Raw genomic sequence first — 26,298 nt, forward strand, 5'->3', positions numbered from 1 at the left:
GTTCATCCCTGATGTTCTGACTGACCGTCAGTTCTGGCTGGAAAGGTAATAACGCGTTCTAGAAGTGGCAAGGGCCACGGGTGTGTCGGTTCCGTGCGCGGTGCTTGCACGACCCTTGCGTACCGGGGGTAATCACATCGAGACTGCCTGGAGAACTGGTACGCGTTCTAGTTTCGTGCGAGCCGTGTGCAGAGTGTCCGCAGAGTGCCGCGGAGTGTCTGTGGAACGCGTGCCCGTTCTGTCCTGCTGGTCCGGGAAGCATGGAGAGGACGACCGTCATGGCAGCCGAGCCCGTCATCGTCGAAGCCGTACGCACGCCCATCGGCAAGCGCGGGGGTGCGCTGGCCAACCTCCACCCGGCGTACCTGCTGGGGGAGACGTACCGAGAACTCCTCGGCCGCACCGGCATCCACGCGGACTGCGTCGAGCAGATCGTGGGCGGCACGGTCACGCACGCGGGCGAGCAGTCCATGAACCCGGCGCGCACGGCGTGGCTCACCATGGGCCTGCCGTACGAGACCGCCGCCACGACCGTGGACTGTCAGTGCGGCTCCTCCCAGCAGGCCTCGCACATGACGGCCAACATGATCGCGGCCGGCGTCATCGACGTGGGGATCAGCTGCGGCGTCGAGGCCATGTCGCGGGTGCCGCTCGGCTCCGGCTCCAAGCACGGCCCCGGCAAGCCCTTCCCCGACGAGTGGAACGTGGACCTGCCCAACCAGTTCGAGGCCGCCGAACGCATCGCCCGACGGCGCGAGTTGACACGTGAGAACGTCGACTCGCTCGGCCTCATCTCGCAGGAGCGGGCCGCCGTCGCGTGGGCCGAGGAGCGGTTCAAGCGCGAGACGTTCGCCGTGCAGGTGCCCACCACGGAGGCGGAGCAGGCCGCCGGGCAGGGCATGTGGCGGCTCGTCGACCGGGACGAGGGGCTGCGCGACACCACGATGGAGGGCCTGTCCGGGCTGAAGCCGGTCATGCCGACCGCGGTGCACACCGCCGGGAACTCGTCGCAGATATCCGACGGCGCCTGCGCCATCATGTGGGCGTCCAAGCGGATGGCCCGCGCCCTGAAGCTGAAGCCGCGCGCCCGCATCGTCGCCCAGGCCCTGGTCGGGGCCGACCCGCACTACCACCTGGACGGGCCCGTCGACGCGACGCGGGCCGTCCTCGGCAAGGCCGGGATGACCCTCAAGGACATCGACATCGTCGAGATCAACGAGGCCTTCGCCTCAGTGGTGTTGAGCTGGGCGCAGGTCTTCGAGCAGGACCTGGAGAAGGTGAACGTGAACGGCGGGGCGATCGCCCTCGGCCACCCCGTGGGCGCCACCGGCGCCCGCCTCATCACCACCGCGCTGCACGAACTGGAGCGCAGGGACAAGGAGTTCGCGCTCATCACGATGTGCGCGGGCGGAGCGGTCGCCACCGGCACCATCATCCAGCGGCTGTAGGGCCTTCCCCTGGACCGGGGTGGGCCCAGGTCCACCCCCGGGCCGGGGGTGGCTCGGATGTCGCCGGACCTGGTGCGATTCCTACTGTCGTGCCATGACCAACGACACGTACAACTCGCGTACAGGCCAGGGGACTTCGAGGCGTCGACGGCAGGCGGTCGCGGTGGCTGTCGCCCTGCTGCTCGCCGGGGGCGCCGCCGCTCCCGCCGTCGCGGCGGGCGGCCACACCGCGGCCGAGCGCCCTCATGGCGAGCGCGGCTCGCTCGTCTCCGTCACCCGCGTCGCCGGGTTCGACCGGCCCGGTGTCACGCGCTGGCTCACCGCCCGCGACATGGACGCGAGCAGCGTCCGGTACGGCGTCACCGCGTACCGCCTGACGTACCGGACCGTCGATGCCCACGGCCGGCCCACCACCGCCACCGGCCTGTTCACCCTCCCGCGCGGCGGTGACCACCGCCTCGGCCTCGTCTCCGACACCCACGGCACCATGGTCCACCGGGACTACGCGCCCTCCGTCGGCGACGACTTCGGACGCGTCCCGTCGTACCTGAACGCCGCCGCGGGCAAGGCCGTCGCCGCCCCCGACTACCTCGGCCTCGGGCAGGGCCCCGGTGTCCACCCGTACATGGACACGGCCTCGTCCGTGACCGCCTCCCTCGACATGCTGCGGGCCGCACGCCACGCCGCGGACCGGCTCGGACGCCCGCTCACCGGCGACGTCTACGCCACCGGGTTCTCCCAGGGCGGGCAGGTCGCGATGGCCCTCGGCGACGCGCTGCAATCCGGCGCCGACCGCCACTTCCGGCTGCGGGCCCTGGCCCCGGTCAGCGGCCCCTACGACCTGTCGGGCGAGGAGATCCCGGCCCTGTTCGACGGCCGCGTCAACAACACCAGCGGGCTCTTCTACACCTCGTACTTCTTGGTCGCCCAGAACCGCCTTCACTCGATTTACAAGGACCCGGGCGAGGTGTTCCGCGCGCCGTACGCGGACCGGGTCGAGGCGCTCTTCGACGGGGAGCACACGGAGGAGGACGTGGTCGCTGCACTCCCCGGGTCGGTCAAGGAGCTGCTCACCCCCGAGTTCTACGCGCGCATGCAGCACCCCACGGGCGCACTGAAGGAGGCCCTGGACGCGAACGACACCGCCTGCGCCTGGAAGCCGGACGTGCCGGTGCGGCTGTATGCGGGGGCCGCGGACACGGACGTCCCGATCGGCAATGCGGGGAGCTGCGCGGCTCAGTTGGCGGGGGCGGGGGCGGGTCGGATCCGGGTGCTGGACCAGGGGGCGGTGGACCACTTCGGTTCGTTCGCGAAATCGGCCCCGCAGATAACCCGCTGGTTCGAGCAGACCCCTTAGGGGCGCGAGAAGCCCCACGGTCCGCACTGTGACGACAAACCAAGAGGGGCGGCATCCAAAGGATGCCGCCCCTCAAAGAACCCGGCCGGGCTCAGTACCAACCCTGCGCCTGCCATGCCGACCAAGCGCCGCAGGCACTTCCGTAGCGCTCGTTCATGTAGCTGAGGCCCCAGCTGATCTGCGTCTCGGGGTTCGTCTTCCAGTCGGAACCCGCGGACGCCATCTTGTTGGCGGGCAGCGCCTGGACCAGGCCGTACGCCCCGGTGGACGCGTTCGTCGCGTTCGGGTTCCAGCCGCTCTCGCGGGACACGATGTTGTCGAAGCACCGGAACTGCGCCGAGTCCGAGATCTTCTGCTGCGCGATCGCCTTGGCGGAGGCCGGAGCGGCCTGGGCCGGGGTCGAGGCGAACAGCATGCCCGTCGTGGCCGCGGCGATGGCGGCACCGGCGACGGCCTTCTTCGGGGTGGCGATGCGGCTCAGGAGCGTGGCGGACAAAGCGGGGCCTTCCGTGGGGGACGGGGGTGTCGAAGCGCGGTGGTGCTCCCGGTGGAGCCCGTCGTGCTCGGCGACCGCTCCAGAGAAACAGGCCCCCAGGGCGTTCCGCAAAGACCCCCTTTGCTAGTGGAAGTCGTACGTAGGCCTTATGTCCCTTTTGTGGTCTGGATCTCATGTCGCAGGTCAGAGGGGTGCGACGGGTCAAGGGAACATAAAGGGCGCCTACGATTCCCGTTAGGAGGTGACCTCCGTCATGTGGGGCGCTTCACGGCGACGGGACCCTCAGCGGTCGTCGAATGTGACCTGCGCCTCGAAGGCGGCGCGGCGCGTGGCCCTGCGCAGGGCGTTCAGGACGGCGCCGCCGGCCGTGAGCGTCAGGACGACGGTCAGCGCGGCGCGGCCCAGGTCCCAGCCGAGCGAGGTGGCGAGACAGTACGCGACGAAGCGGGCCAGGTTGTCGGGGAGCGAGGCGTCCGGCTGGTACGCGACGGAGGAGGCGAGGGCGTTCATGAACGGCCAGCCGGCCAGGTTCATGATCGTGCCGTACGCGAAGGCGGCGAGGAAGCCGTAGGCGGCGAGCATCGCGCGCTCGGGCAGACCGCGCAGGGAGTGCGGGCCCGGGAGCAGCCCCGCGCCCATCGTGAACCAGCCCATGGACAGCATCTGGAACGGCATCCAGGGCCCGACCCCGCCGGTCAGCAGGGCCGAGGCGAACATGCTGAGCGAGCCGAGGACGAAGCCGAAGCCCGGGCCGAGGACGCGGCCGCTGAGGACCATGAGGAAGAACATCGGCTCGATGCCGGCCGTGCCCGCGCCGATGGGACGCAGGGCGGCGCCGGCCGCGGCGAGGACACCGAGCATGGCCACGGCCTTGGGGCCCAGGCCGGATTCGGAGATGGTGGCGGCGACGACGGCCACGAGGAGGACGAGGAGCCCGGCGAAGAGCCAGGGCGCGTCCTGGGCGTGGGCGTTCACCTGGGAGCCGGGGCCGGTGATCAGGGGCCAGCCGATGGCGACGACGCCGACGGCGCTGACGAGGAGGAGGGCGACGACGGAGCGGGGGCCGAGCCGGACGGGGTTCGTCATGACAGGGCCCGCTCCACCTGGCTCACGGTGAGCCACTGCTGCGGGGCCAGGATCTTGGCCACCTGCGGGGCGAAGGAGGGGGACGACGTGACGATCTCCGGGGTCGGGCCGTCCGCCACGATCTCGCCGTCCGCCAGGATCGCCACCCGGTGGGTGAGCTCGGCCGCCAGTTCCACGTCGTGCGTCGCCATGACGATCGCGTGGCCCCGGGAGGAGAGCGTGCGCAGGATCGTCACCAGCCGGGCCTTCGCCGCGTAGTCCAGACCCCGGGTCGGTTCGTCCAGGAGCAGGAGGGGCGGGGCCGAGGTCAGGACGATGGCCAGGGCGAGGGTGAGGCGCTGGCCCTCGGAGAGGTCGCGCGGGTGGGTCTCGTCCGGGATGCCGGGCAGGAGCGTGGCGAGCAGCTCGCGGCAGGTGCCGGGGGTCGCTGCCGCGTCCTTGTCGGCGGCCGCGCACTCCGCCGCCACCGTGTCCGCGCAGAGCAGGTCCCTGGGTTCCTGGGGGACCAGGCCCACCTTGCGGATCAGGTCGCGGGGCGCCAGGCGGTGCGGCGTCGCGTCGCCGACGGTGACCGTTCCCGCGGTGGGTTTGATCATGCCGACGAGGCTGGACAGGAGCGTGGACTTGCCCGCCCCGTTGCGGCCCATGAGCGCGATGATCTCGCCCGGAGCGACCGTGAGATCGACATGGCGGAGGGCCTCCACGCGCCCGCGGCGGACCCCCAGCCTGCGGACGACGGCAAGATCGGTTCCGTCAGGGGCGCGGTCGTCCTCCGGTGACGGACCGAGACCGGCGAGGCGGGATCGAAGGCCGTCCGCCGAGCGCCGAGCGTCCCGCACCGTGAGCGGAAGCGGGTCCCATCCCGCCAGGCGGCCGAGCCCCACCACCGGCGGGTACACGGGCGACGTCGCCATCACCGTGGCCGGGTCGCCGACCAGCAGGGGCGCCCCGGGGGCGGGCAGCAGGGCGACCTGGTCCGCGTACTGGACGACTCGTTCGAGGCGGTGTTCCGCCATGAGGACCGTCGTGCCGAGGTCGTGGACCAGGCGCTGGAGGACCGAGAGGACCTCCTCCGCCGCGGCCGGGTCGAGTGCGGACGTCGGTTCGTCGAGGACCAGGACCTTGGGGTGCGTGGTGAGGACCGAGCCGATCGCCACGCGCTGCTGCTGGCCGCCGGAGAGCGTCGAGATCGGGCGGTCGCGGAGGCCGGCCAGGCCGAGGAGGTCGAGGGTCTCCTCCACGCGGCGGCGCATCACCGGGGGTGTCAGGCCCAACGACTCCATGCCGTACGCGAGTTCGTCCTCGACCGTGTCCGTGACGAAGTGGGCGAGCGGGTCCTGGCCCACCGTGCCGACGACGTCCGCGAGTTCACGCGGTTTGTGGGTGCGGGTGTCGCGGCCCGCCACCGTGACCCGGCCCGCGAGGGTGCCGCCCGTGAAGTGCGGGACCAGGCCGCTGACCGCGCCGAGCAGGGTCGACTTGCCCACCCCTGACGGGCCCGCGAGCAGCATCAACTCCCCCTCGGGGACCGTGAGTTCGATGCCGGTGAGGGTGGGGTGCGGGGCGTCGTCGTAGCGGACCGAGACGTTCTCGAAGTGGATCACTGGGCGGGCTCCGTCGGCTGCTTCGGCGAGGGGTGCGGGGCTACGAACGCGGGGAGCAGGCCCAGCAGGATGCCCGCCGCCGGCCACAGCGGCAGGGTCGGCGCGACCAGCGGCACGACCTGCGGCTGCAGTGCGGACGGGTCCCGTGTGCCGGTCCAGATCAGCACTGCGGCCACCGCCGCTCCGGACGCCGCGATCAGCCAGGCCCGTACGCCCCACACGTCGGGGCGGTACCGGGTGCGCACCGAGCGGCGGCCGCCGAGCCACAGGCCCGCGAGTGCCGACGCCACCCCGATGAGGAGGACGGGGAGGCCGTAGCCCGCGCCGGACGAGGCGAGCAGGCCGTACGTTCCCGCGCAGACCCCGATCAGGCCGCCCAGGGTGAGGGCGGCGGTGGCCCGGCGGACGGCCGTGGGGACCTCGGCGGTGCGGCCGTAGCCGCGCGCGTCCATCGCCGCGGCCAGGGACACCGAGCGCTCCAACGCGCCCTCCAGGACCGGGAGTCCGACCTGGAGGAGACCCCGCAGGCCGCTGTCCGGGCGGCCGCGCAGGCGTCGGGCCGCGCGCAGGCGGCGTACGTCCGCGATCAGGTTCGGGGCGAACGTCATCGCCACGACCACCGCGACCCCCGCCTCGTACAGCGCTCCGGGCAGGGACTTGAGGAGGCGGGAGGGGGACGCGAGGGCGTTCGCCGCGCCCACACAGATCAGCAGCGTGGCCAGCTTCAGGCCGTCGTAGAGCGCGAACGTGAGGCCCTCGAGCGTGACCCTGCCGCCGATCCGTACGCCCTGTGCCCAGTCGGGCAGCGGCACCTCGGGGAGCGTCGCGAGGACGTGCGTGCCGGGGATCGGCGAGCCGAGGACCGTCGCGAAGACCAGGCGGATGCCGATCACGGCGAGACCCAGCTTCACGAACGCCCCGTACGAGCGCGCCCACGGCGCCTGAGTCCGCCGCGCCGCCACCACGTAACCGGCGACGCCGATGAGCAGCGCGAGCAGCAGCGGGTTCGTCGTGCGCGACGCGGCCGTGCCGAGGCCGAGCGCCCAGATCCACCAGGCGCCCGGATGCACGGCGTTGGAACGGTGGGCCCGCGGGGCCCGCAGCGTACGGACAGCAGACATCGTCAGCCGCGGCGTCGCTTGGCCTGCCAGATCGCGCCCACGCCGAGCAGCGCGACGACGGCGACACCGGCGAGGACACCGACGGAGGGGCCGCTGCCGGAGCCGGACGACTTGTCCGCGTCACGGGTGGTCCCGGTGGCGGGTGCGTCGGTGGTCTTGCCGGAGACCTGTTCGCCGCAGCCCGACTTCGGGTAGCCGGAGATGGCGCACAGCAGCGCGTTGCTGTCGTAGCGCAGCGGCTTCGCGACGGAGGCGAGCGCGTCGGCCGTCGTCGCGTCCTCGCCGACCCGCGCGCACGCGGTCCGCGGCCGCGGCGGGGTCTCGCCGCCGGGCGCGTCCTGCGCCGTACCGAAGTCGATGACGAGCGCGACCCGCTTGGTGTCCTTCTCGGCGGGCGTTGTGGCGCAGATCGCGGCGAAATCCGCCGTGCCGCGCGGCTGCGTGGCGTCCTTGGAGTCCGCGCTCACCGCGAACCGGAAGCCCTGCACGTCACCGTCGGACGGCGTCGTCTGGGACGGACCCATCGACGCGTACGTCCATGACGCGCCGTCCCGCTCCCAGAACGACCAGTAGCGGTAGCCCGCCGCCTGCGCCGGAGCGACGGCGAGGCCGAGCAGCAGCGCGCACAGCGTCAGGACGAGCCCGGTCGCCCGGCCCCCGCGGCTCACAGCTGCTGCTTCTTGCGGCCACTGATCAGGAACCCGGCGCCCATGGCCGCGACGAACATCACGCCGACGATCCACCAGGTGCCGAAGCCGCCGCCGTTGTCGTCGTCCTTCTTCTTGTCGCCCGCGTCGGAGGAGTCCGCGGAGGCCGGGGCAGGGCCCGTCCTGTTCAGGGCGCTCACCAGGTCGGTGCCGCCGAAGTCACGCGGGTCGTTGCCGGTGGCGTGCGCGGCGAAGATCAGCTGCGCGTACGCGGCGGGGCCCGACTGCGCGGCCCAGTCCGTGGCGTTCTTCTCCAGCCAGGCGTACGGGTCCTTCGTGTACTTGATGCCCTCGGCGGCGGCGATGGAGGTGACCGCGTCGGCCGTGTTGCCGTAGTCGGGCTTGTCGGTGGCACCGGCCAGCTGGGACTTCAGGTACAGGTGCGTGGAGAGCTGGTTCTGCAGGTAGACGCCGCCGTTGTGCGCGAGCGCCTCGGCCGTCTTGCCGTCCTCGCAGGTGTACGCGTCCGGGGCCTTGCCCTTGCCCGGCGCGAAGCCGGTGCCGAGCGCGCCGAGGACACCGGCCGCGGTGGCGTCGGCGTTCGCGGTCAGCCTGCCCTTCTTGTCGGGCTGGTAGGCGAGCGCGCCCGCGCCCTTGCCGTCGGAGCACGGCAGGGCGAGGGAGGCGAGGGCGTCCGTGGCGGACTTGCCGTCGGCGGACTTCACGCCGGCGGGCTTCTGGTCGGCGGCGGCGAGCGCGCCGACGACGACGGACGTGGAGTTGGCGTCGCTCGCGCCGCCCGGCAGATAGCCCCAGCCGCCGTCGGCGTTCTGGTTCTTCTTCAGCCAGTCGACGCCCTTGGTGACCGCGGCGTCCCGGCCGCCGACCGCGGCGAGCGCCTGCACGGCGGCCGCCGTGCTGTTGCTGTCGACGGCCGTCTTGGCGTCGCAGGCCTTGGCGGGGTCGGCACGGAAGGCGGCGAAGCCGCCGTTCGCGCACTGCTGCCCGGCGAGCCAGTCGACGGCCTTGGCCGCGGGGTGCACACCGACGGTGTCCTGCGCGACGAAGGCGAGCGACTGCCGCCACACGCCGTCGTACGTGGGGTCGCCCTTGCCGTACAGGCCCGACGGTACGACGACCTTCGGCGATGCGGAGGGGGAGGCACCGTCCGCGACCGCGGCCTGCGCGCTCACGGCGCCGATCACGACGGTGGCGGCGACGAGCGCGCCGCTGCGGCGAATGTTCATGGTGGGGCGGGTGCCTCTCCCTGCGGGGAGCCGGGCGGCACGGCACGCTTTCGGCACCGGGCGGCTCCGGTTCCGTATGCCTCGACGGTCCTGAGCCGATCAGGCGCGCACCAGGAAATCCGGCTTTACGGCTGCGGGTCAGCGCCGGAATTCCACCGGCTTCCCCTCGTACGCGCGTACTGACGACGCACCCACTCTACCGGCCGGTCCGAAAGGGCGGCCGGGCGAGTGGAAGCGCTCCGCCAGGAGCGTGCCGGCGTCACCTGATGTCGACGGGCCCGTCGTCGTCCCCCCGCGTCGAGCCCAGGTACCGCTCGATCGCCGCGCCCGCCCCCGCCGAGCCGTCCTCCCCGTTCAGGTTCTTGCGGACCGAGTCCAGGATCGTCAGACCCTGCCCGACCAGACCGGCTGCGATCTCGCCCAGACCGTCCGCCCCGTTCAGCACGTTCACGTTCGCCCCGGCGAGCCCCGCGGAGGCCTCCTTCACGATCTGCGGCAGCTGGTCGATGAGCATCCGGTCGAGCGCGACCCGGTCGTACGACGCCGCGGCCTCGGCCTGGATCTTCATCCGCTCGGCCTCGGCCAGGGCGAGGACGCGGATGCGCTCCGCGTCGGCCTGGGCCGGCTTCACGATCTCGGCGATCAGCTGCTTCTCGCGCAACTCGGCCTGCTTGAGGGCGAGTTCCGTCTGGGCGGCGAGCACCTCCTGCTGGGCGTGCGCCTGCGCGAGCGGCCCGGCCTGCGCGGCCTGCGCCTTGGCGCGGTCGACCTCGGCGCTGTACTCGGCCTGCACGACCGCCGTCTGCCGCGCGAACTCGGCCTGCTTGCGCGCCGCCGCCTGCTCCGCCTCCGCCGAGGCCTGCGTGGCCTGCGCCTGGGCGATCTGCGCCTGCCGCTGGATGGCGGCCTTGTGCGGCCGGGACATCGCCTCGATGTATCCGGTCTGGCCGTCGTCGATGGACTGGATCTGCAACGAGTCGACGTGCAGCCCGATCTTCGCCATCTCCGCCTTCGACGTGTCCAGGACCTCCGTCGCCAGCTTCTGCCGCTCGGTGACGATCTCCTCGACGGTCATCGAGCCGATGATGGACCGCAGGTGACCGGCGAAGATCCGCCCGGTCAGGATCGACATCTGCTCCTGGTCGGAGAGGAACCGCTGCCCGGCGTTGATGATCGACTCCGGGTCGTTGCCCACCTTGAACGCGATCACGGCCCGCACGGTCAGCGCGATGCCCTGCTTGGTCACGCACTTCTCGACGACCTCCGCCTCGCTCATCGCGAGCGAGAGGAAGCGGGTCTTGCGGAACACGGGCAGAACGAACTTCCCGTGCCCGGTGACGACGCGGAACGGCGCTCCCCCAAGTCCCCGCCTCCCACCCGAGATCAGCATCGCCTCGTCGGGTGCGGGAACGCGATATCCGAACATCCTTGACGTCTCCTTAGCGGGCGCCGCCGGTGTCGCCGTCGGAGGGTGTGTCCAGCAACGGGTCGCTCCAGGCGATCACATCGACCTGCCGGGTGCCGCGGGACTCGATCACGAGCACGGTCGCTCCCCGTGGGAGGGGCTCGTCGGACCACGCCATGAACGTCTCGGTCCCACCCCTGACCTGCACCAGCACCTCGCCCGGCCCACCGGAACCCCGGGTGCCGAGAACCAGCTTCCCCGTACAGCCGACCACAGCCTCGTCCGGCGCCATCGGCGGCCGCCCCCTTGTCGTTCTCTCTGAGAGCCCAGACCATACGCCCGTGATGACGTGGGCACTATCCACGTGAAGCAAAGATCCTCCGGACGGCTTGACAGCCTCGGGTGACGGTGTGTCACGCGGACCGGGAACCGCTGCCGGTTGGTACGGCTCTCCCGTGAACCTGCCCCGCACCCGCCGTTGGTACGCCGCTGCCGCCCTCGCCGCAGCCGCCCTCGCCCTCCCGTCCTGCGCCGCCCAGGACCGCCCGCCCGTGGAGTCCAAACCGCGGCCGTCCGTCACGTCCTCGCCCACGCCGCGGCCCGTGTGGGGCACGCCCCACCCCGTGGACTGCCGTGCGACCGACTGCGTGGCCCTGACCTTCGACGCGGGCCCCGGGCCCTACACCGCCCGCCTCCTCGACGTGCTGAAGGCCAAGGGCGTCAACGCCACGTTCTTCCTGCTCGGCAAGAGCGGCGTCGGGCGGTATCCGGACCTGGTGCTGCGGGAGGCCGCCGAGGGGCACGAGCCGGCCAACCACAGCTGGAGCCACCCGCGTCTGACGGAGGTCACGGACGCGGAGCTGCGTCGCCAACTCACCCTCGTGCAGCGGCAGATCAAGAAGCTGACCGGGCGCGCACCCACCCTGATGCGACCGCCCCAGGGACGTACCGACGAGCGCGTCGCCGAGGTCAGCCGTTCGCTGGGGCTCGCACAGATCCTGTGGTCGGTCACCGCGAAGGACTACCGGGACCACGACCCCCGCGTCATCACGAGGCGCGTCCTGGACGGCGCGGCCCCGGGCGGCATCATCCTGCTCCACGACATCTACCCGGGCACGGTCCCCGCGGTCCCGGCGATCATCGACGGCCTGCGCGCCCGCGGCCTGACCCCGGTCACGGTCTCCCAGCTCTTCGCACCCGACGTGCCCGGGGCGGGCGGGGTGTACCGGAGCGTCTTCGACGAGTGACGCGGGGCCGCGTCAGGGCGATGCCACGAACGTCAGCGGATCGCTGCCCGTCACCGCCTCCGCCCGCCCCAGCTTCACCAGCCTGCGCAGGTGCGCCTCCGCCTCCGACACCGCGATGTTCCGCGAGCCGTACGGGATGTCGGCCCACGGCCGGTTCCACTCCATCCGCTCCGCGAGCTGCCATGGGGTGAGCGGGGTCGCCAGGAGGGCGAGCAGGTCCGTGAGGCGGGACTCGTGGTGCTCCAGCAACTCCCGTACGCGGGCGGGTGCGTCGGTGAACGCGTGCTGGTGGGCCGGGAGGACCTCGGCGGGTGCCAGGCGGCCGATCCGCTCGAGCGAGTCGAGGTAGTCGCCGAGCGGGTCCGTGACCCCTCCCTCTGTCTCCGGGTCCTCGTACAGGCCGATGTGCGGGGTGATGCCGGGCAGCACGTGGTCGCCGCTGAACAGGCGCCCGTTGCCCGCGAGTTGGGCCGGGTGCGCCTCGTCCAGGTGCAGGCAGATGTGGCCCGGCGTGTGGCCCGGGGTCCAGATCGCGCGGAGCCTGCGGCCGGGCAGGTCGAGGAGGTCGCCGGGGGTGATGGTGCGGTCGGGCAGGGCCGCGTCGAGCCCGGGCAGCGCGCGCGGGCGGCCCGCCTCGGCTGCGGCGAGCAGCGGGGCGACGTGCTCCTCGGGCGCCCCGGCCGAGAGCAACTTGGCGGCCATGTACGCGTACCAGCGCGACGGCGGGTTCTCGCGGGTGCGGCGGACGACGGCCGCGTCCGCCTCGTGCATCGCGATCCAGGCCCCGGAGGCCTCGCGCACCTTCCTCGAAAGCCCGTGGTGGTCCGGGTGGTGATGGGTGATCAGGACGCCGGAGAGGTCGCAGACCCGGGTGCCGCAGGCTTCCAGGCCCGCCGTCAGCGCGTCCCAGGAGGTCGGGTCGTCCCAGCCGGTGTCGACGAGGACCGGGCCCGCGTCGGTGTCCAGGACATAGATGAGCGTGTGGCCCAGCGGGTTGTCGGGGATCGGGACGCGGATGCTCTGAACGCCCCCGCCGTGGTCGGCCACTTGGCCCGTCGCCTGCGTCGCCTTCGTCATCCGGCCACTGTAGTGGAAAATGTAGAACTTGTTTCAATGGTCGCCCGGGCCAACCGAGTTCGCGATCGTGCACCGCCCTTCCGCATGACAAGTAGAACTGGTATCAGTTCTGAAACACCGTCAGAAACCGTACGTCGGAAGCCTCAAGGCAGTCTCACGGAAGCGGAAGTCGCCATGACCGAGCTTGTGGAACACGGACAGCTGTTCATCGGCGGGGAGTTGACCGATCCCCTCGGCAAGGACGTCATCGAGGTCGTCTCGCCGCACACCGGCGAGGTCTTCGGCCGGGTGCCGCACGCCTCGCCCGCCGACGTGGACCGCGCTGTCGCCGCCGCGCGCCGCGCCTTCGAGGACGGGCCCTGGCCGCGGATGAGCCTCGACGAGCGGATCGCGGTCGTCACGAAGATCAAGGACGCGTTCGCGGTCCGGTACGAGGAGATCGCCCGCGTCATCAGCCAGGAGAACGGCACCCCCTACACCTCGGGCGTCATGGTGCAGGCGCTCGCCGCGATGATGGTCTGGGACTCCGCGCTCACCATCGCCCGGAACTTCACGTACGAGGAGACGCGCGACGGCGCCCTCGGCAAGCTGCTCGTGCGGCGCGAGCCGGTGGGCGTGGTGGCGGCCGTGGTCCCGTGGAACGTCCCGCAGTTCACCGCCGCCGCCAAGCTCGCCCCCGCGCTGCTCGCCGGCAACCCGGTGATCCTGAAGACCTCGCCGGAGACGCCGCTCGACGCGTACATCCTCGCCGAGATCGTCGCCGAGGCCGGGCTGCCCGAGGGCGTGCTCTCCATCCTCCCGGCGGACCGCGAGGTCAGCGAGTACCTGGTCGCGCACCCCGGCGTCGACAAGATCTCCTTCACCGGGTCCGTCGGCGCGGGCAAGCGCGTCATGGAGGTCGCCTCGCGCAACCTCACCCGCGTCACCCTGGAGCTCGGCGGCAAGTCCGCCGCGATCATCCTGGAGGACGCGGACGCGGTGGGCGCCGTCGCCGGCATCGTGCCCTTCGCCTGGATGATCAACGGGCAGGCGTGCGTGGCGCAGACCCGCATCCTCGTACCGCGCTCCCGCTACGACGAGTTCGCCGAGGCCTTCGCCACCGCGGCGGGCAACCTGAAGGTGGGCGATCCGCTCGACCCGGCCACCGAACTCGGCCCCCTCGTCGCCAAGCGGCAGCAGCAGCGCTCCCTCGACTACATCCGCATCGGCCAGCAGGAAGGCGCCAAGATCCTTACGGGCGGCGGCATTCCGAAGGGCTTCGAGCGGGGCTGGTACGTCGAGCCGACCCTCTTCGGCGACGTTGACAACTCCATGCGCATCGCCCGCGAGGAGATCTTCGGCCCCGTCATCTGCCTGCTCCCGTACGGGGACGAGGAGGAGGCCGTGAAGATCGCCAACGACTCCGACTACGGACTCAGCGGCAGCGTGTGGACCGCCGACACCGCGCGCGGCATCGACATCGCCCGCCGGGTGCGCACGGGCACGTACAGCGTGAACACCTTCAGCCTCGACATGCTCGGACCGTTCGGCGGCTACAAGAACTCCGGTCTGGGCCGGGAGTTCGGGCCCGAGGGGTACGGCGAGTACTTCGAGCACAAGATGATCCACCTGCCCGCCGGTTGGGAGGGCTGAGCATGGGAGACCGCTGGCACGTGGAGGTCGACCGGGGCGTGTGCATCGGCTCCGGGATGTGCGTGAACAACGCGCCGGGCGCCTTCAGCCTCGATGCGGCCCGTCAGTCCCATCCGGCGGACCCGGAGACGGACGCGAACGAAGAGGTCCTCGCCGCGGCCGAGGGCTGCCCCGTCGAGGCGATCATGATCACGCTGCTCGGCAGCGGCGAACCGGTGTTCCCGCCCGAGGAGTGACACCTCCGCCCCGGGACACCGAGCACACCCGATCCGAAGCCGTCGCCCCGTGCGGCGGCTTCGGCCTTTCTCCGGGAGCTGTTCGACAGCCATTCGACAGCCATTCGACGGCCATTCGACGGCCTTTCGGCAGGACCGGTGAATTCCGGACTCGAACAAGGCGAACATTACTTTCCTTGTGCGTTCCACACGGTTCTCTCGTGACAGTTGCGACTGTCCGCCCTCTTGGTGTCATGCGAATCTCATTGCCGGCCGTCAAGCCGCGCAGGAGATGCCGAGGAGGGCGACGTACGCCATGGACAAGCGGTACGAGATCTACGCCCTCGCCGACCCGTACTTCTACGAGACCCCGGACCGGCTGTCCGCCGACGGCGCCCTGCCCCAGTACGACACCGCCCGCAGGCCGGTGCCCTACGGATGGCGGTCCGACAGCAACGGCGAGTGGCTGAATCTCACGCCCGACGCGCCGTCCGGACCCCTGCAGGGCTGGAAGATCCACGCGTCGGCGACCCGGGCCCACGCCGACGAGATCGCCGCGATCGTCTGGGACTACTGCGTGCCACGTGGCATCCCTTTCAAATTCGTGCCCGCTCCGCATCTCCTTCACTTACGGAACGTCAAATACGCGGCACGCGACATCAGTGGGAAATTCGCCACCCTCTATCCGGCCGACGAGGCTGAATGTCGCCGTATTCTCGAGGAGTTGGGCGAGTTGCTGCGCGGCTTCGACGGGCCGTACATCCTCACCGACCTCCGCTGGGACGAAGGGCCGCTCTACGTGCGGTACGGCGCATTCGCCCGCCGCATGGTCGTCGACGAACGCGGGGCGCTCGTCGGTGCCGTCGAGGACGCCGAGGGCCGCCTCGTGCCCGACAACAGGGACCCGGCGTTCCGGGTGCCGGACTGGGTGACGCTGCCCGCCTTCCTGGAACCCCAGCTCGCCGCCCGCAACGCCACGACCGTCACCGATCTCCCGTACCGCTTCGAGAAGGCGCTGCACTTCTCCAACGGAGGCGGCGTCTACCGCGGCGTCGACACCCGCGACGGCCGGCAGGTCGTGCTCAAGGAAGGCCGCCCGCACGCCGGTCTGGCCGCCGACGGGGCCGACGCCATCGCCCGCCTGGAGCGCGAGAAGGCCGCCCTGGAACGCCTGTCGGGGCTCGGCGTCGCCCCCGAGGTGCGTGACTGGTTCCTGGTCGGCGACCATCGCTTCCTCGCCATGGACCACGTACCAGGACGGTCCCTGAACGCGTACTTCGCCGAGCGTCACCCACTGCTCGCGCCGGACCCCGACCCGCGCGACGTCGCCGACTACGCGGACTGGGCGCTGCGGATCGTCGGCGCCGTGGAGGAGGCGGTGGCCGCCGTCCACGAGCGCGGCATCGTCTTCAACGACCTGCACATGTTCAACATCATGGTCGCGCCCGACGAGCGGTCCGTGACCCTGATCGACTTCGAGGCCGCCACCCGCGTCGAGGAACAGGGCGGCCAGATGCTCGCCCACCCGGGCTTCTGGGCGCCGATGGACCGCACGGGCATCGACATCGACCGCTACGCCCTCGCGTGTCTGCGCCTCGCGATGTTCCTCCCCGTGACCACGCTGTTCGTGGTCGACCGGGGCAAGGCCGCCCATCTCGCCGAGGTGATCGGCGCCGAATTCCCCACGGTCCCGCGGGAGTTCCTGGCCGAGGCCGTCGCCGAGATCACGCGGGATCCCCACAGCGTGCCGGTCGCCGCGGGCGGAGCGACCGGCACCGCCCGGGCCGTGTCCGCCGGGGCCGCCGTGCCCGAGCCCGGCGACTGGCCGCGCAGCCGCGACTCCATGGTCCGGGCCGTCCTCGCCTCGGCCACCCCGGAGCGGGACGACCGGCTGTTCCCCGGCGACGTCGTCCAGTTCGCCACCGGCGGCGGCCTCGGCCTCGCGCACGGCGCCGCGGGCGTCCTGTACGCCCTCGCCGAGAGCGGCGGCACCCGCTACGAGCAGGGCGAGCGCTGGCTCCTCGACCACACGGACCCGGCCCCGCAGGGCACCGCCCTCGGCCTCTACGACGGCCTCGCCGGCATCGCGTACGTCCTGCAGCGCCTCGGCCACCCACAGCGCGCCCTCGACCTCGTCGACGCCCTGCTGAGCGAGAAGTGGCAGCGGCTCGCGGGGGAGTTGCGCGGCGGGCTCGCCGGAGTCGGCCTCGTCCTCGACCACCTCGCGCACGCCACCGGCGAGAGCACCCTCGCCGAACGGGCCGCCGAGGCGACCGACGTCATCGCCGACCGGATCACCGCCGTACGCGACGCCGACGCCCGGGGCAGCGACGGTGCACCGCGCCGGGCCGGCCTGATGCGCGGGCTGAGCGGACCCGCCCTGTTCCTGCTGCGCCGCCACGAGCGGACCGGCGATCCCGCCCTGCTCCAACTCGCCCGAGACGCAATGCAGTTGGACCTCGACCGGTGCAGGACGGCGTCGGACGGCGGACTCCAGGTCGACGAGGGGTGGCGCACGATGCCCTACCTCGGCGACGGCAGCGTCGGCATCGGCATGGTGCTCGACGACTACCTCGAGATCGCCCCCGACCAGGACCTGGAGAAGGCGCGCGAGGCCGTCGTCACCGCCGCGACCTCCCGGTTCTACGTCCAGCCCGGCCTGTTCGAGGGCCGCGCCGGAATGATCATGCACCTCGCCCGCACCACGGCACCCGGCGCGACCCGGGCGCGACTGGCCGCACAGATCGACGCCCTGGGCTGGCTGTCGATGCGCTACCAGGACCAACTCGCCTTCCCCGGGCACCAGATGATGCGCCTGTCGATGGACCTCGGCACCGGCACGGCAGGGTGCCTGCTCGCCCTCGGCGCGGCCCACGGGACCCCGGCCCACCTGCCGTTCCTGCCGCCCCTGCGGCGGCCCTGAAGCCGGCTCCGGCACCGACCGGAGTCGTGTCACAACCGCACACCCCCGTCCCCACGGGAACCACTGGAAACACGGAAACCACGGGAAACACGGGCAACACGAAGAACACGGAAAGCCCAGACGAAGGGAAGCACACCATGGCACTTCTCGACCTGCAGAACCTGGAAGCCGACGAGACCGACGGCGGTGGCGGCGGCGACGCCGGCAGCAACGTCAGCCTGCTCCTCTGCGACAAGCACAGCTCCCACAGCACGCTCCTGTGTCTGTGACGGACAGCAGCACCGCGGGCCCTCCCTCTTTGGAGGGCGGGCCCGCCCCATGCGCCCCGCGCGAGGGCGCCGGGGGCGACGCGCTGCTGCGCGCCGCGATCCGGCACAGCGCCGCCCGGTGCGCACTCCTGTGCCTGCTCACCACCGCCACCGCGGGCGCGGGCCTGCTCCTCCCGTACGTGCTCGGCCGCACCCTCGACGCCCTGCTGACCGCCCACGCCGCGGGCGTCGTCGACTCGTTCGGCGCGGGCGCGGGCCACTGGCTGCTGATCAGCGCCGCGCTCGTCGCGGGCGTCACCCTCCTCGACTGCCTGGACGGCGTCCTCGCCGGCACCACCAACGCCCGCACCACGGCCTGGCTGCGCCACCGCGGCGTGCGCCACGTCCTCGACGCGGGCCCCGCCGTCACCGCCCGCTTCCCCGCGGGCGACCTCGTGGCACGGCTCGTCGGCGCCACCGGGCAGGCCGGACCCGCCCCCGCGACCGTGGCCGCGCTGCTCGCCACCCTCGTCACACCGCTCGGCGCGATCGTCGCCCTCGGCCTGACCGACGTCCGGCTCGCCGTCGCGTTCCTCGTCGGCGCACCCGCCCTCGTCCTGCTGCTCCGGGCCTTCGCGCGGGCCTCGTCCGACTGCGTCGCCGCGTACCTGCGCGCCCAGGGCGAGATCGCGACCCGCCTGACCGAGGCGATCGGCGGCGCCCGCACCGTCGCCGCCGCGCACACCGAGGACAAGGAGAAGGACCGCATCCTCCAGCCGCTGCCCGAACTGACCCGGCAGGGGCTGCGGATGTGGCGGGTGCAGGGGCGGGCGAGCGCGGGAGCCGTGACCCTCGCGCCGCTGCTGCAGATCGCGGTGATCGCGACGGCCGGTGTGCTGGTCCTCCAACACCAGCTGTCCGTGGGCGAGTTGCTCGCCGCCTCCCGCTACGCCGTCCTCGCCACCGGCGTCGGCGCGCTCGTCGGCGACCTCTCCGCCCTGGTTCGCACCCGCACGGCCGGAAGGCGCCTCGGCGAGGTCCTCGACACACCCGCGCCGCACTACGGGACCTCCCGACTCCCCGCCCAGGGCGGCCGGTTGGAGCTGCGAGCCGTGACGGTCCGCCATGCCGGGCGCACCGTCCTCGACCGCGTCGACCTGACCGTCCCGGCGGGCAGCACCCTCGCCGTCGTCGGCTCCTCCGGCGCGGGCAAGTCCCAACTCGCCGTCCTCGCGGGCCGGTTGGCCGACCCCGACCACGGCGCCGTCCTCCTCGACGGCATCCCCCTGCCCGAGCTGAGCCGCACCGCCCTGCGCGCCGCGATCGGCTACGCCTTCGAACGCCCCACGCTGCTCGGCGACACCCTCGCCGACACGATCACGCTGGGCGCGCCCGCCCCCTCCACGGACCGGCTCGTCGCCGCGGCCCGCGCCGCCCGCGCCGACACCTTCGTGCGCCGCCTCCCGCAGGGGTACGCAACCCCCTGCGCGGACGTGCCGCTGTCCGGCGGTGAGCTCCAACGCCTGGGCCTGGCAAGGGCGTTCGCGCACGGCGGGCGGCTCCTCGTGCTCGACGACGCCCTCTCCAGCCTCGACATGATCACCGAACGCGAGATCGCCGCGTCCCTGCTCCGGCACGCCCCGGGCACCACACGCCTCGTCATCGCCCACCGCGCCACGACGGCGGCCCGCGCCGACGCGGTGGCCTGGCTCGACGCGGGCCGCATCCGGGCCGTCGGCCCGCACGCGCGGCTGTGGGAGGACCCCGCCTACCGGGCGGTGTTCGCGGGGGACGCGGGTGAGGCCGGATGAGTCCCGCACCGGGCACGTACCGGCGCGGCCTTCGCTTCCTGCGGCGGCGGCGCACGGTCGTCGCGCGGCTGCTCGGCTGGTCGCTCCTGGAGACGGGCCAGACGTTCCTGCTCGGCCAGGCCCTCGCCCGCGCGCTCGACGACGGCTTCCTCGCCGGACGCCGGGACACCGGACTGCTCTGGCTCGGCGTCGCCGTGCTCGGCGTCGCCGCCGGGGCCCTCGGCACGGCACGCGTCTACGCGGCCGTCGCCCAGCTCGTCGAACCGCTGCGGGACGTCCTCGTGCGCCACGTCGTCGCCCGCGGAGTGCGGGACGCCGACGGGGGAGCGGTGTCGCGGCTCACCCAGCAGGTGGAGATCGCCCGCGACACGTTCGCCGGTCTCGTCATGGTGTCCCGGTCCTTCGTGTTCATCGCGATCGGCGCCCTGGTCGGCCTGGTCTCGCTCGCCCCCGCACTGCTGCTCGTGGTCGCGGCGCCGCTCGTCGCGGGCCTCGCCCTGTTCCTCGCCACGCTGCGCCCGCTGGCCCGCGGCCAGGAGGCGTTCCTGATCGCCGACGAGGCCGTCTCGACCCGCCTGGCCACCGTGTGCGCGGGCCTGCGGGACGTCACGGCGGCCGGGGCACAGGAGCCCACGGCCGCGGGCGCGGGCGCCCTCGTCGACCGCGAGTGGCGGGCCTCCCGCACCCTCGCCCGGTGGTCGGTGCCCCGCGTGCTCGCCCTCGCCGTCGGCGGCCAACTCCCGCTGCTGCTCCTCCTGGTGACGGCACCCTGGACCCTGGCCCGCGGCGTGACACCCGGCGCCCTGGTCGGCGCCATCGCCTACGTCACGCAGTCCCTGCTGCCCGCGCTGCGCAGCCTGATCCACGGCCTGGGCACCGGCGGCTCCCGCCTGGTGGTCGTGCTGCGCAGGCTGATGGCGTACGAGGACGAACACGCGCCCTCTGCGGGGGAGTTGCTGCCCAGCCCGGCACGACCCGAGCTGCATCCCGAGCCGCATCCCGAGTCGCGCCCCCAGGCCCCGGCCCAAGCCCAGGCTCAGGCCCCGGCCCTGGAGATCACCTCCCTCACCTTCGCGTACGGCCCCGACGCCGACCCGGTGCTGCACGGCCTCGACCTCGTCGTCCCCCAGGGCGGCCATCTGGCCGTCGTCGGCCCCAGCGGCATCGGCAAGTCGACCCTGGCGGGCCTCGCCGCCGGGCTGCTCGTGCCAGGGGCGGGGGAGATCCGGGTGCACGGACGCCCGGCCCGCGCGCCCGACGCGGTCGGACAGCGCGTGCTGATCCCGCAGGAGGCGTACGTCTTCGGCGGCACGCTCCGCGCCAACCTCGGCTACCTGCGCCCCGACCCGGTACCGGAGCCCCAACTCGGCGCCGCCGTCGACCTGTTCGGCCTCGGCCCCCTCCTGGACCGGGTCGGCGGGCCCGACGCCCCGCTCGACCCGGCGGCCCTCTCGGCGGGCGAACGGCAACTGGTCGCGCTGGCCCGCGCGTACCTCTCGGCCGCGCCGCTTGCGGTGCTCGACGAGGCCACGTGCCACCTCGACCCGGCGGCGGAGGCGCGTGCGGAGCGGGCGTTCGCGGCGCGGCCCGGCGGAACGCTGGTGGTCGTCGCCCACCGGATCAGCTCGGCCCGCCGGGCCGACCGCATCCTCGTCGTGGACGGCCCGCGCACCGTCTGCGGCCGCCACCGCGACCTGCTCACCCGCTCGCCGCTCTACCGCGACCTGGTCGGCGCGTGGGACCTGCCTGACGCATCTGACGCATCTGACGCAACTGATGCATCTGACGCACCTGATGCTGCGTCACAGCCAGCCCTCGCCCTGGGAGATGCGGATCGCGTCGATGCGGTTGCGGGCGCCGATCTTGCGGGTGATGGCGGCCATGTAGTTGCGCACCGTCCCTTTGGACAAGTGAAGGCTGTGCGCGATCTCGGAGACCGACGCCCCCTCGGCGGCGAGCGATAACACGCTCAACTCCCGCCTGGTCAAGGGATTCTGAGCGGCCTTCAGAAATCCGAACCCCAGGGAGTCGTCGACGAAGCGCTGCCCGCGGGCCACCTGCCTGATGCCGGTGAGCAGCCGCTCCACGGGACTGTCCCGGTCCACGTAGCCGAGCGCCTGCGCCTCGACGGCCCGCCGCAGCAGCCCTGGTCTGCCGGCCGTGGCCAGAACCAGCAGCGGGCACCGTAACTCGCCCAGTGGCGGTATCCCGTAACTCGTCTCGCAGTCCAGGTCGGCCACGCACAGGTGCGGAGTGAGTGCGCCCGCCTTCCCGGGGGCCGTGCCCCACGACGTGTGATGCACCTCCAAGTCCGGCTCCCTGGCGAGACGTTCCGCCAGTGCCGATCGCATGAGACAGAAGTCGTGCACGAGAAGTACCCGGATCACATCTGTCCCCTCCCCAGCCATCTGCCCCGGTTGCTTCGTTCCGTACGCGAACAATTCAACCGGCGGGTTCCCCGATGCGGACTCGCAGAACTGGCCATCAAGGGTCAGGGGGGCGCACAGGAGCGCGCTGGTGCGCCCCTTGTGACGGGGAAGGGCGGTTTCCCGTTTTACGAGGAGGGGCGCTTCTCCGGCGTCGCCGTCAGATCGATGAGCTTGCACACCGTCTCGATGTCGATCTTGACCTGGGCGATCGACGCCCGGCCGGACAGCCACGTGATGAGAGCCGAGTGCCAGGTGTGCTCGATGACGCGGACCGCGGAGAGCTGCGCGGGCGTCGGATCGTCGAGCTCCATCGCGTCCAGGATGATCGCCGTCGTCTGCCGCGAGACCTGGTCGACCTCGGGGCTGACGCTGCGGTCGGCGAAGGTGAGCGCGCGCACCATCGCGTCCGCCAGGTGCGGCTCGCGCTGCAGGGCCCGGAAGGCGCGCATCAGCGTCTCGGCGACCCGCTCGGCGGGCGCGTCCGAGGACGGCGGCCGCTTGCGGACCGTCGTGTGCATGTGCTGGAGCTGGTCCTGCATGGTGGCGACCAGCAGGTGCACCTTGCTCGGGAAGTAGCGGTACAGGGTGCCGAGCGCGACCTGGGACGACTCGGCGACCTCGCGCATCTGCACCGCGTCGAACCCGCCGCGCGCCGCCAGCTGGGCGCTCGCGTGCAGGATGCGGCGGCGCCGCGCCTCCTGCCGCTCGGTGAGCGCGGGGCCGCTCTGAGTGGTGCTGCCGGTGCTGCTTCTGGCGTCCGGAGCTGTCATCGCTTCGCTTCCGTGTCCGTCCCGTGTCCCGTGGTCCAGGCCGTGGCGTGAATCACCCGTTCCACCGGCCACAGCTTGGCTACCTGCCGGTAGATTCGGTGCTCATTGAACGATCAAGTCTGAAACTTGTTCTAGATTAGCGTCCCCACGTAGGGTCCACGGACAGCCTGGGATGTCCACGGTAAGCAGGAGAGAAGGGTGGCCTGGAGTGACCGCGGAGTCGTTGCGCATCGCTCTCCTCACATACAAGGGCAACCCGTTCTGCGGGGGCCAGGGTGTGTACGTCCGTCACCTCTCCCGTGAGCTGGCCCGACTCGGCCACCGCGTCGAGGTCATCGGCTCCCAGCCCTACCCGGTCCTGGACGAGGGCCTCGACGGCCTCGAAGGGCTTTCGCTGACCGAGCTGCCCAGCCTCGACCTGTACCGCAGCCCCGACCCCTTCCGTACCCCGAAGCGCGACGAGTACCGCGACTGGATCGACGCCCTCGAGGTCGGCACCATGTGGACCGGCGGCTTCCCCGAGCCCCTGACGTTCTCGCTGCGCGCCCGCCGCCATCTGCGCGCCCGCCGCGGCGAGTTCGACGTCGTCCACGACAACCAGACGCTCGGATACGGGCTGTTGGGCGGCCCCGCCGCGATCGGCGCCCCCCTCGTCACCACGATCCACCACCCCATCACCGTCGACCGGCAGCTGGAGCTCGACGCCGCGCAGACCTGGCAGCAGCGGATGTCCAAGCGCCGCTGGTACGCGTTCACGCGCATGCAGAAGCGCGTCGCGCGCCGCCTGCCGTCCGTGCTCACCGTCTCCGGCACCTCCCGCGCCGAGATCGTCAAGGACCTCGGGGTGCGCGAGGACCGCATCAGCGTCGTCCACATCGGCGCCGACACCGACCTGTTCTCGCCGAATCCGGCCGTGGCCGAGGTGCCGGGCCGGATCGTGACGACCTCCAGCGCCGACGTGCCGCTCAAGGGCCTCGTGTTCCTCGTCGAGGCGCTCGCCAAGGTGCGCGCCGAGCAGCCCGACGCGCACCTCGTCGTCGTCGGCAAGCGGGCCGAGGACGGACCCGTCGCCGCGGCCATCGAGCGGTACGGACTCGAGGGCGCCGTCGACTTCGTCAAGGGCATCAGCGACCAGGAGCTCGTCGACCTCGTGCGCTCGGCGCAGATCGCCTGCGTCCCCTCGCTCTACGAAGGGTTCTCGCTGCCCGCGGCCGAGGCCATGGCCACCGGCACCCCGCTCGTCGCCACCACCGGCGGCGCCATCCCCGAGGTCGCGGGCCCCGACGGCGAGACCTGCCTCGCGGTGCCGCCCGGCGACCCCGGCGCCCTCGCCACCGCCCTGAACCGGCTGCTCGGCGACCGCGCCCTGCGCACCCGGCTCGGCGCCGCGGGCCGCGCCCGCGTCCTCGCCCGCTTCACCTGGGCCCGCGCCGCCCAGGGCACGGCGGACCTGTACCGCGCCGCCATGGACGAGGCACCCGCCGGCACCTCCGCCTCACGACCTCACCAGAAGAACCCTCAGGAAACCCCTCAGGAAAGCAGGGCCACGTGCTGACCGTCGACTTCACCCGTTTCCCGCTCGCCGCGGGCGACCGCGTCCTGGACCTCGGGTGCGGGGCAGGACGGCACGCCTTCGAGTGCTACCGGCGCGGGGCACAGGTGGTCGCGCTCGATCAGAACGCGGAGGAGATCGCCGAGGTCGCCAAGTGGTTCGCCGCCATGAAGGAGGCCGGCGAGGCCCCGGCCGGCGCCACCGCCACCGCGATGGAGGGCGACGCGCTCCAACTCCCCTTCCCCGACGAGTCGTTCGACGTCGTCATCATCAGCGAAGTGATGGAGCACATCCCCGACGACAAGGGCGTCCTCGCCGAGATGGTGCGGGTGCTCAAGCCTGGCGGGCGCATCGCCGTCACCGTGCCGCGCTACGGGCCCGAGAAGGTCTGCTGGGCGCTGTCGGATGCGTACCACGAGGTCGAGGGCGGCCACATCCGTATCTACAAGGCCGACGAACTCCTCGGCAAGATGCGCGAAGCGGGCCTCAAGCCGTACGGCACGCACCACGCGCACGCCCTGCACTCGCCCTATTGGTGGCTCAAGTGCGCGTTCGGCGTCGACAACGACAAGGCGCTGCCCGTGAAGGCGTACCACAAGCTGCTGGTCTGGGACATCATGAAGAAGCCCGCGCTGACCAGGGTCGCCGAGCAGCTCCTGAACCCGGTCGTCGGCAAGAGCTTCGTCGCCTATGCCACCAAGCCGCACCTGCCCACGTCCGACATGGCTGCAGAGGCCACTGCGTGAGCAGCCCCGAGCGGACCGAACTCCTCGTACTCGACGGCGTTCTGACGGCGGATCAGGCCGCGCGGACGGTGCGCGGCCTGCTGGCCGTGCAGCGGCCGGACGGCGCCATCCCGTGGTTCCGCCGCCACCACCTCGACCCGTGGGACCACACCGAGGCCGCCATGGCGCTCGACGTGGCCGGCGAGCACGAGGCCGCCGAGCGCGCCTACGACTGGCTCGCCCGGCACCAGAACGAGGACGGTTCCTGGTACGCCGCCTACCACGACGGCGATCCGGACGACGTGACCGACCGCGGCCGCGAGACCAACTTCGTCGCGTACGTCGCCGTCGGCGTCTGGCACCACTACCTCTCCACCGGCGACGACGCGTTCCTGGACCGCATGTGGCCCGTCGTGTACGCCGCCGTCGAGTGCGTGCTGCGGCTGCAGCAGCCCGGCGGGCAGGTCGGCTGGAAGCGCGACCCGGACGGGACAATCGTCAACGACGCGCTCCTGACCGGGAGTTCGTCCATCCACCACGCCCTGCGGTGTGCGCTTGCCATCGCCGAACAGCGCGAAGAGCCGCAGCCCGACTGGGAGTTGGCGCTCGGCGCCCTGCGGCACGCCATCCGGCGCCACCCGGAGCGGTTCCTCGACAAGAGCCACTACTCGATGGACTGGTACTACCCGGTGCTCGGCGGCGCCCTGCGCGGCGCCGAGGCGAAGGCCCGGATCGAGGCGGACTGGGAGAAGTTCGTCGTCCCCGGCCTCGGCGTGCGCTGCGTCGTGCCCAACCCGTGGGTCACCGGCGGCGAGAGCGCCGAACTCGCCCTCGCCCTGTGGGCGACGGGCGAGTCCGACCGGGCCCTCACGATCCTCCAGGACATCCAGCACCTGCGGGACCCCCGCAGCGGCCTGTACTGGACCGGTTACGTCTTCGAGGACCGGGCGATCTGGCCCGAGGAGCTGACGACGTGGACCGCCGGGTCCGTGTTGCTGGCCGTGGCCGCGCTCGGGGGAGACGAGGCCACGTGCCAGGTGTTCGGCGGCGAGTCCCTGCCGTCCGGGGTCGAGCCCGACTGCTGCGGCTAGGGCGTGTCCGCAAAGTCCCTTCGTCCGCCCGGAGGGCGGGCCGGGCGGCGTCTGGTGCGTGCTCTCGGTGTGCCGGGTGCAAGGCCTCGTACTGGATGTACTTGGCCTTACGCCCGGTGCGGCGAGAGTGCGTGCCAGGCGTCGGACGGCAGAAGGGACTTTGCGGA

Annotated in this window: 22 protein-coding genes, 1 pseudogene and 1 riboswitch; of the genes and pseudogenes, 12 read left to right on the top strand and 11 right to left on the bottom strand. The window is 72.3% G+C overall.

The window, feature by feature from the left end:
* The first annotated feature begins 278 nt into the window (after nt 1–278).
* Both ACIBUY_RS20410 and ACIBUY_RS20415 read left to right on the top strand, forming a co-directional pair.
* Nucleotides 279–1,448, top strand: coding sequence for a steroid 3-ketoacyl-CoA thiolase (locus ACIBUY_RS20410; protein ID WP_399153262.1), 1,170 nt, complete (start codon nt 279–281; stop codon nt 1,446–1,448).
* Between the two features lie 94 nt (nt 1,449–1,542).
* Complete coding sequence (locus ACIBUY_RS20415) at nt 1,543–2,805, top strand: alpha/beta hydrolase (RefSeq protein WP_399153263.1); 1,263 nt, start codon at nt 1,543–1,545, stop codon at nt 2,803–2,805.
* A gap of 91 nt (nt 2,806–2,896) precedes the next feature.
* Here the strand turns inward: ACIBUY_RS20415 and ACIBUY_RS20420 are convergent, their stop codons facing one another.
* From ACIBUY_RS20420 to ACIBUY_RS20455, 8 genes are all read right to left on the bottom strand, one after another.
* A complete protein-coding gene (locus ACIBUY_RS20420) occupies nt 2,897–3,301 on the bottom strand; it encodes a transglycosylase SLT domain-containing protein (RefSeq protein WP_365561486.1) in 405 nt (134 codons plus the stop codon).
* Nucleotides 3,302–3,583: 282 nt separating this feature from the next.
* Nucleotides 3,584–4,387 (bottom strand): ECF transporter S component, encoded by an 804-nt coding sequence (locus tag ACIBUY_RS20425; protein WP_365561489.1) that lies wholly within the window; start codon nt 4,385–4,387, stop codon nt 3,584–3,586.
* The gene (locus ACIBUY_RS20430; RefSeq protein ID WP_399153264.1) at nt 4,384–5,991 is read right to left on the bottom strand and encodes an ABC transporter ATP-binding protein; all 1,608 of its coding nucleotides are present in this window, start codon (nt 5,989–5,991) and stop codon (nt 4,384–4,386) included. Before ACIBUY_RS20430 ends, ACIBUY_RS20425 begins: the two co-directional genes overlap by 4 nt.
* Entirely contained in the window at nt 5,988–7,112 is a 1,125-nt protein-coding gene (locus ACIBUY_RS20435) for an energy-coupling factor transporter transmembrane component T (RefSeq protein WP_365561494.1), read from the bottom strand. Before ACIBUY_RS20435 ends, ACIBUY_RS20430 begins: the two co-directional genes overlap by 4 nt.
* Before the next feature lie 2 nt (nt 7,113–7,114).
* A complete protein-coding gene (locus ACIBUY_RS20440; protein WP_399153265.1) occupies nt 7,115–7,780 on the bottom strand; it encodes an SCO2322 family protein in 666 nt (221 codons plus the stop codon).
* Nucleotides 7,777–9,006: a prenyltransferase/squalene oxidase repeat-containing protein gene (locus ACIBUY_RS20445; protein WP_399153266.1), complete on the bottom strand. Its 1,230-nt coding sequence runs from the start codon at nt 9,004–9,006 to the stop codon at nt 7,777–7,779. The genes ACIBUY_RS20440 and ACIBUY_RS20445 overlap by 4 nt, the downstream gene beginning before the upstream one ends.
* A gap of 41 nt (nt 9,007–9,047) precedes the next feature.
* Nucleotides 9,048–9,216, bottom strand: a riboswitch (cobalamin riboswitch).
* A gap of 49 nt (nt 9,217–9,265) precedes the next feature.
* Nucleotides 9,266–10,432 carry an SPFH domain-containing protein gene (locus ACIBUY_RS20450; RefSeq protein ID WP_365561502.1) on the bottom strand — a complete coding sequence of 389 codons (1,167 nt, stop codon included), beginning with the start codon at nt 10,430–10,432 and terminating at the stop codon, nt 9,266–9,268.
* Nucleotides 10,433–10,445: 13 nt separating this feature from the next.
* Nucleotides 10,446–10,703, bottom strand: a complete 258-nt coding sequence (locus ACIBUY_RS20455; RefSeq protein ID WP_365561505.1) for a hypothetical protein — start codon at nt 10,701–10,703, stop codon at nt 10,446–10,448.
* 169 nt (nt 10,704–10,872) lie between these two features.
* Between ACIBUY_RS20455 and ACIBUY_RS20460 the strand changes: the two genes are divergently transcribed.
* Nucleotides 10,873–11,658 (top strand): polysaccharide deacetylase family protein, encoded by a 786-nt coding sequence (locus ACIBUY_RS20460; RefSeq protein WP_399153486.1) that lies wholly within the window; start codon nt 10,873–10,875, stop codon nt 11,656–11,658.
* Nucleotides 11,659–11,670: 12 nt separating this feature from the next.
* Here ACIBUY_RS20460 and ACIBUY_RS20465 read toward each other — a convergent pair whose 3' ends face one another.
* Nucleotides 11,671–12,735, bottom strand: a complete 1,065-nt coding sequence (locus tag ACIBUY_RS20465; RefSeq protein WP_399153267.1) for an MBL fold metallo-hydrolase — start codon at nt 12,733–12,735, stop codon at nt 11,671–11,673.
* Nucleotides 12,736–12,909: 174 nt separating this feature from the next.
* On the opposite strand from ACIBUY_RS20465, the gene ACIBUY_RS20470 reads away from it, so the two are divergent.
* The 6 genes from ACIBUY_RS20470 (at nt 12,910) to ACIBUY_RS20495 (ending at nt 21,528) form a co-directional block, all read left to right on the top strand.
* Entirely contained in the window at nt 12,910–14,367 is a 1,458-nt protein-coding gene (locus ACIBUY_RS20470) for an aldehyde dehydrogenase (protein ID WP_365561512.1), read from the top strand.
* A 2-nt stretch (nt 14,368–14,369) separates the two neighbouring features.
* Nucleotides 14,370–14,603 carry a ferredoxin gene (locus ACIBUY_RS20475; protein ID WP_365561515.1) on the top strand — a complete coding sequence of 78 codons (234 nt, stop codon included), beginning with the start codon at nt 14,370–14,372 and terminating at the stop codon, nt 14,601–14,603.
* Nucleotides 14,604–14,898: 295 nt separating this feature from the next.
* The gene (lanKC, locus tag ACIBUY_RS20480; RefSeq protein WP_399153268.1) at nt 14,899–17,505 is read left to right on the top strand and encodes a class III lanthionine synthetase LanKC; all 2,607 of its coding nucleotides are present in this window, start codon (nt 14,899–14,901) and stop codon (nt 17,503–17,505) included.
* A gap of 137 nt (nt 17,506–17,642) precedes the next feature.
* Complete coding sequence (locus tag ACIBUY_RS20485) at nt 17,643–17,774, top strand: SapB/AmfS family lanthipeptide (RefSeq protein WP_365561520.1); 132 nt, start codon at nt 17,643–17,645, stop codon at nt 17,772–17,774.
* A complete protein-coding gene (locus ACIBUY_RS20490) occupies nt 17,771–19,564 on the top strand; it encodes an ABC transporter ATP-binding protein (protein WP_399153269.1) in 1,794 nt (597 codons plus the stop codon). The genes ACIBUY_RS20485 and ACIBUY_RS20490 overlap by 4 nt, the downstream gene beginning before the upstream one ends.
* Complete coding sequence (locus ACIBUY_RS20495; RefSeq protein WP_399153270.1) at nt 19,561–21,528, top strand: ATP-binding cassette domain-containing protein; 1,968 nt, start codon at nt 19,561–19,563, stop codon at nt 21,526–21,528. Before ACIBUY_RS20490 ends, ACIBUY_RS20495 begins: the two co-directional genes overlap by 4 nt.
* Here ACIBUY_RS20495 and ACIBUY_RS20500 read toward each other — a convergent pair.
* Nucleotides 21,451–21,972, bottom strand: a pseudogene (locus tag ACIBUY_RS20500) (LuxR C-terminal-related transcriptional regulator); the annotation flags it as partial. The gene ACIBUY_RS20495 and the pseudogene ACIBUY_RS20500 overlap by 78 nt on opposite strands.
* A gap of 146 nt (nt 21,973–22,118) precedes the next feature.
* Nucleotides 22,119–22,763: a TetR family transcriptional regulator gene (locus tag ACIBUY_RS20505; protein WP_365561525.1), complete on the bottom strand. Its 645-nt coding sequence runs from the start codon at nt 22,761–22,763 to the stop codon at nt 22,119–22,121.
* Between the two features lie 172 nt (nt 22,764–22,935).
* Here ACIBUY_RS20505 and ACIBUY_RS20510 point away from each other — a divergent pair, with 172 nt between their 5' ends.
* Genes ACIBUY_RS20510 through ACIBUY_RS20520 form a run of 3 tightly spaced genes read left to right on the top strand, consistent with a single transcriptional unit; the run spans nt 22,936 to nt 26,131 of the window.
* On the top strand, nt 22,936–24,318 hold the full coding sequence (locus ACIBUY_RS20510; protein ID WP_365561528.1) for a glycosyltransferase family 4 protein: 1,383 nt from the start codon (nt 22,936–22,938) through the stop codon (nt 24,316–24,318).
* On the top strand, nt 24,312–25,061 hold the full coding sequence (locus ACIBUY_RS20515; RefSeq protein WP_365561531.1) for a class I SAM-dependent methyltransferase: 750 nt from the start codon (nt 24,312–24,314) through the stop codon (nt 25,059–25,061). The genes ACIBUY_RS20510 and ACIBUY_RS20515 overlap by 7 nt, the downstream gene beginning before the upstream one ends.
* Nucleotides 25,058–26,131: a prenyltransferase gene (locus ACIBUY_RS20520; RefSeq protein ID WP_365561534.1), complete on the top strand. Its 1,074-nt coding sequence runs from the start codon at nt 25,058–25,060 to the stop codon at nt 26,129–26,131. The genes ACIBUY_RS20515 and ACIBUY_RS20520 overlap by 4 nt, the downstream gene beginning before the upstream one ends.
* The last annotated feature ends 167 nt before the right edge of the window (nt 26,132–26,298 follow it).

Origin of the sequence: Streptomyces sp. NPDC050085, assembly GCF_044460595.1 — a bacterium.
Taxonomy (GTDB): domain Bacteria; phylum Actinomycetota; class Actinomycetes; order Streptomycetales; family Streptomycetaceae; genus Streptomyces.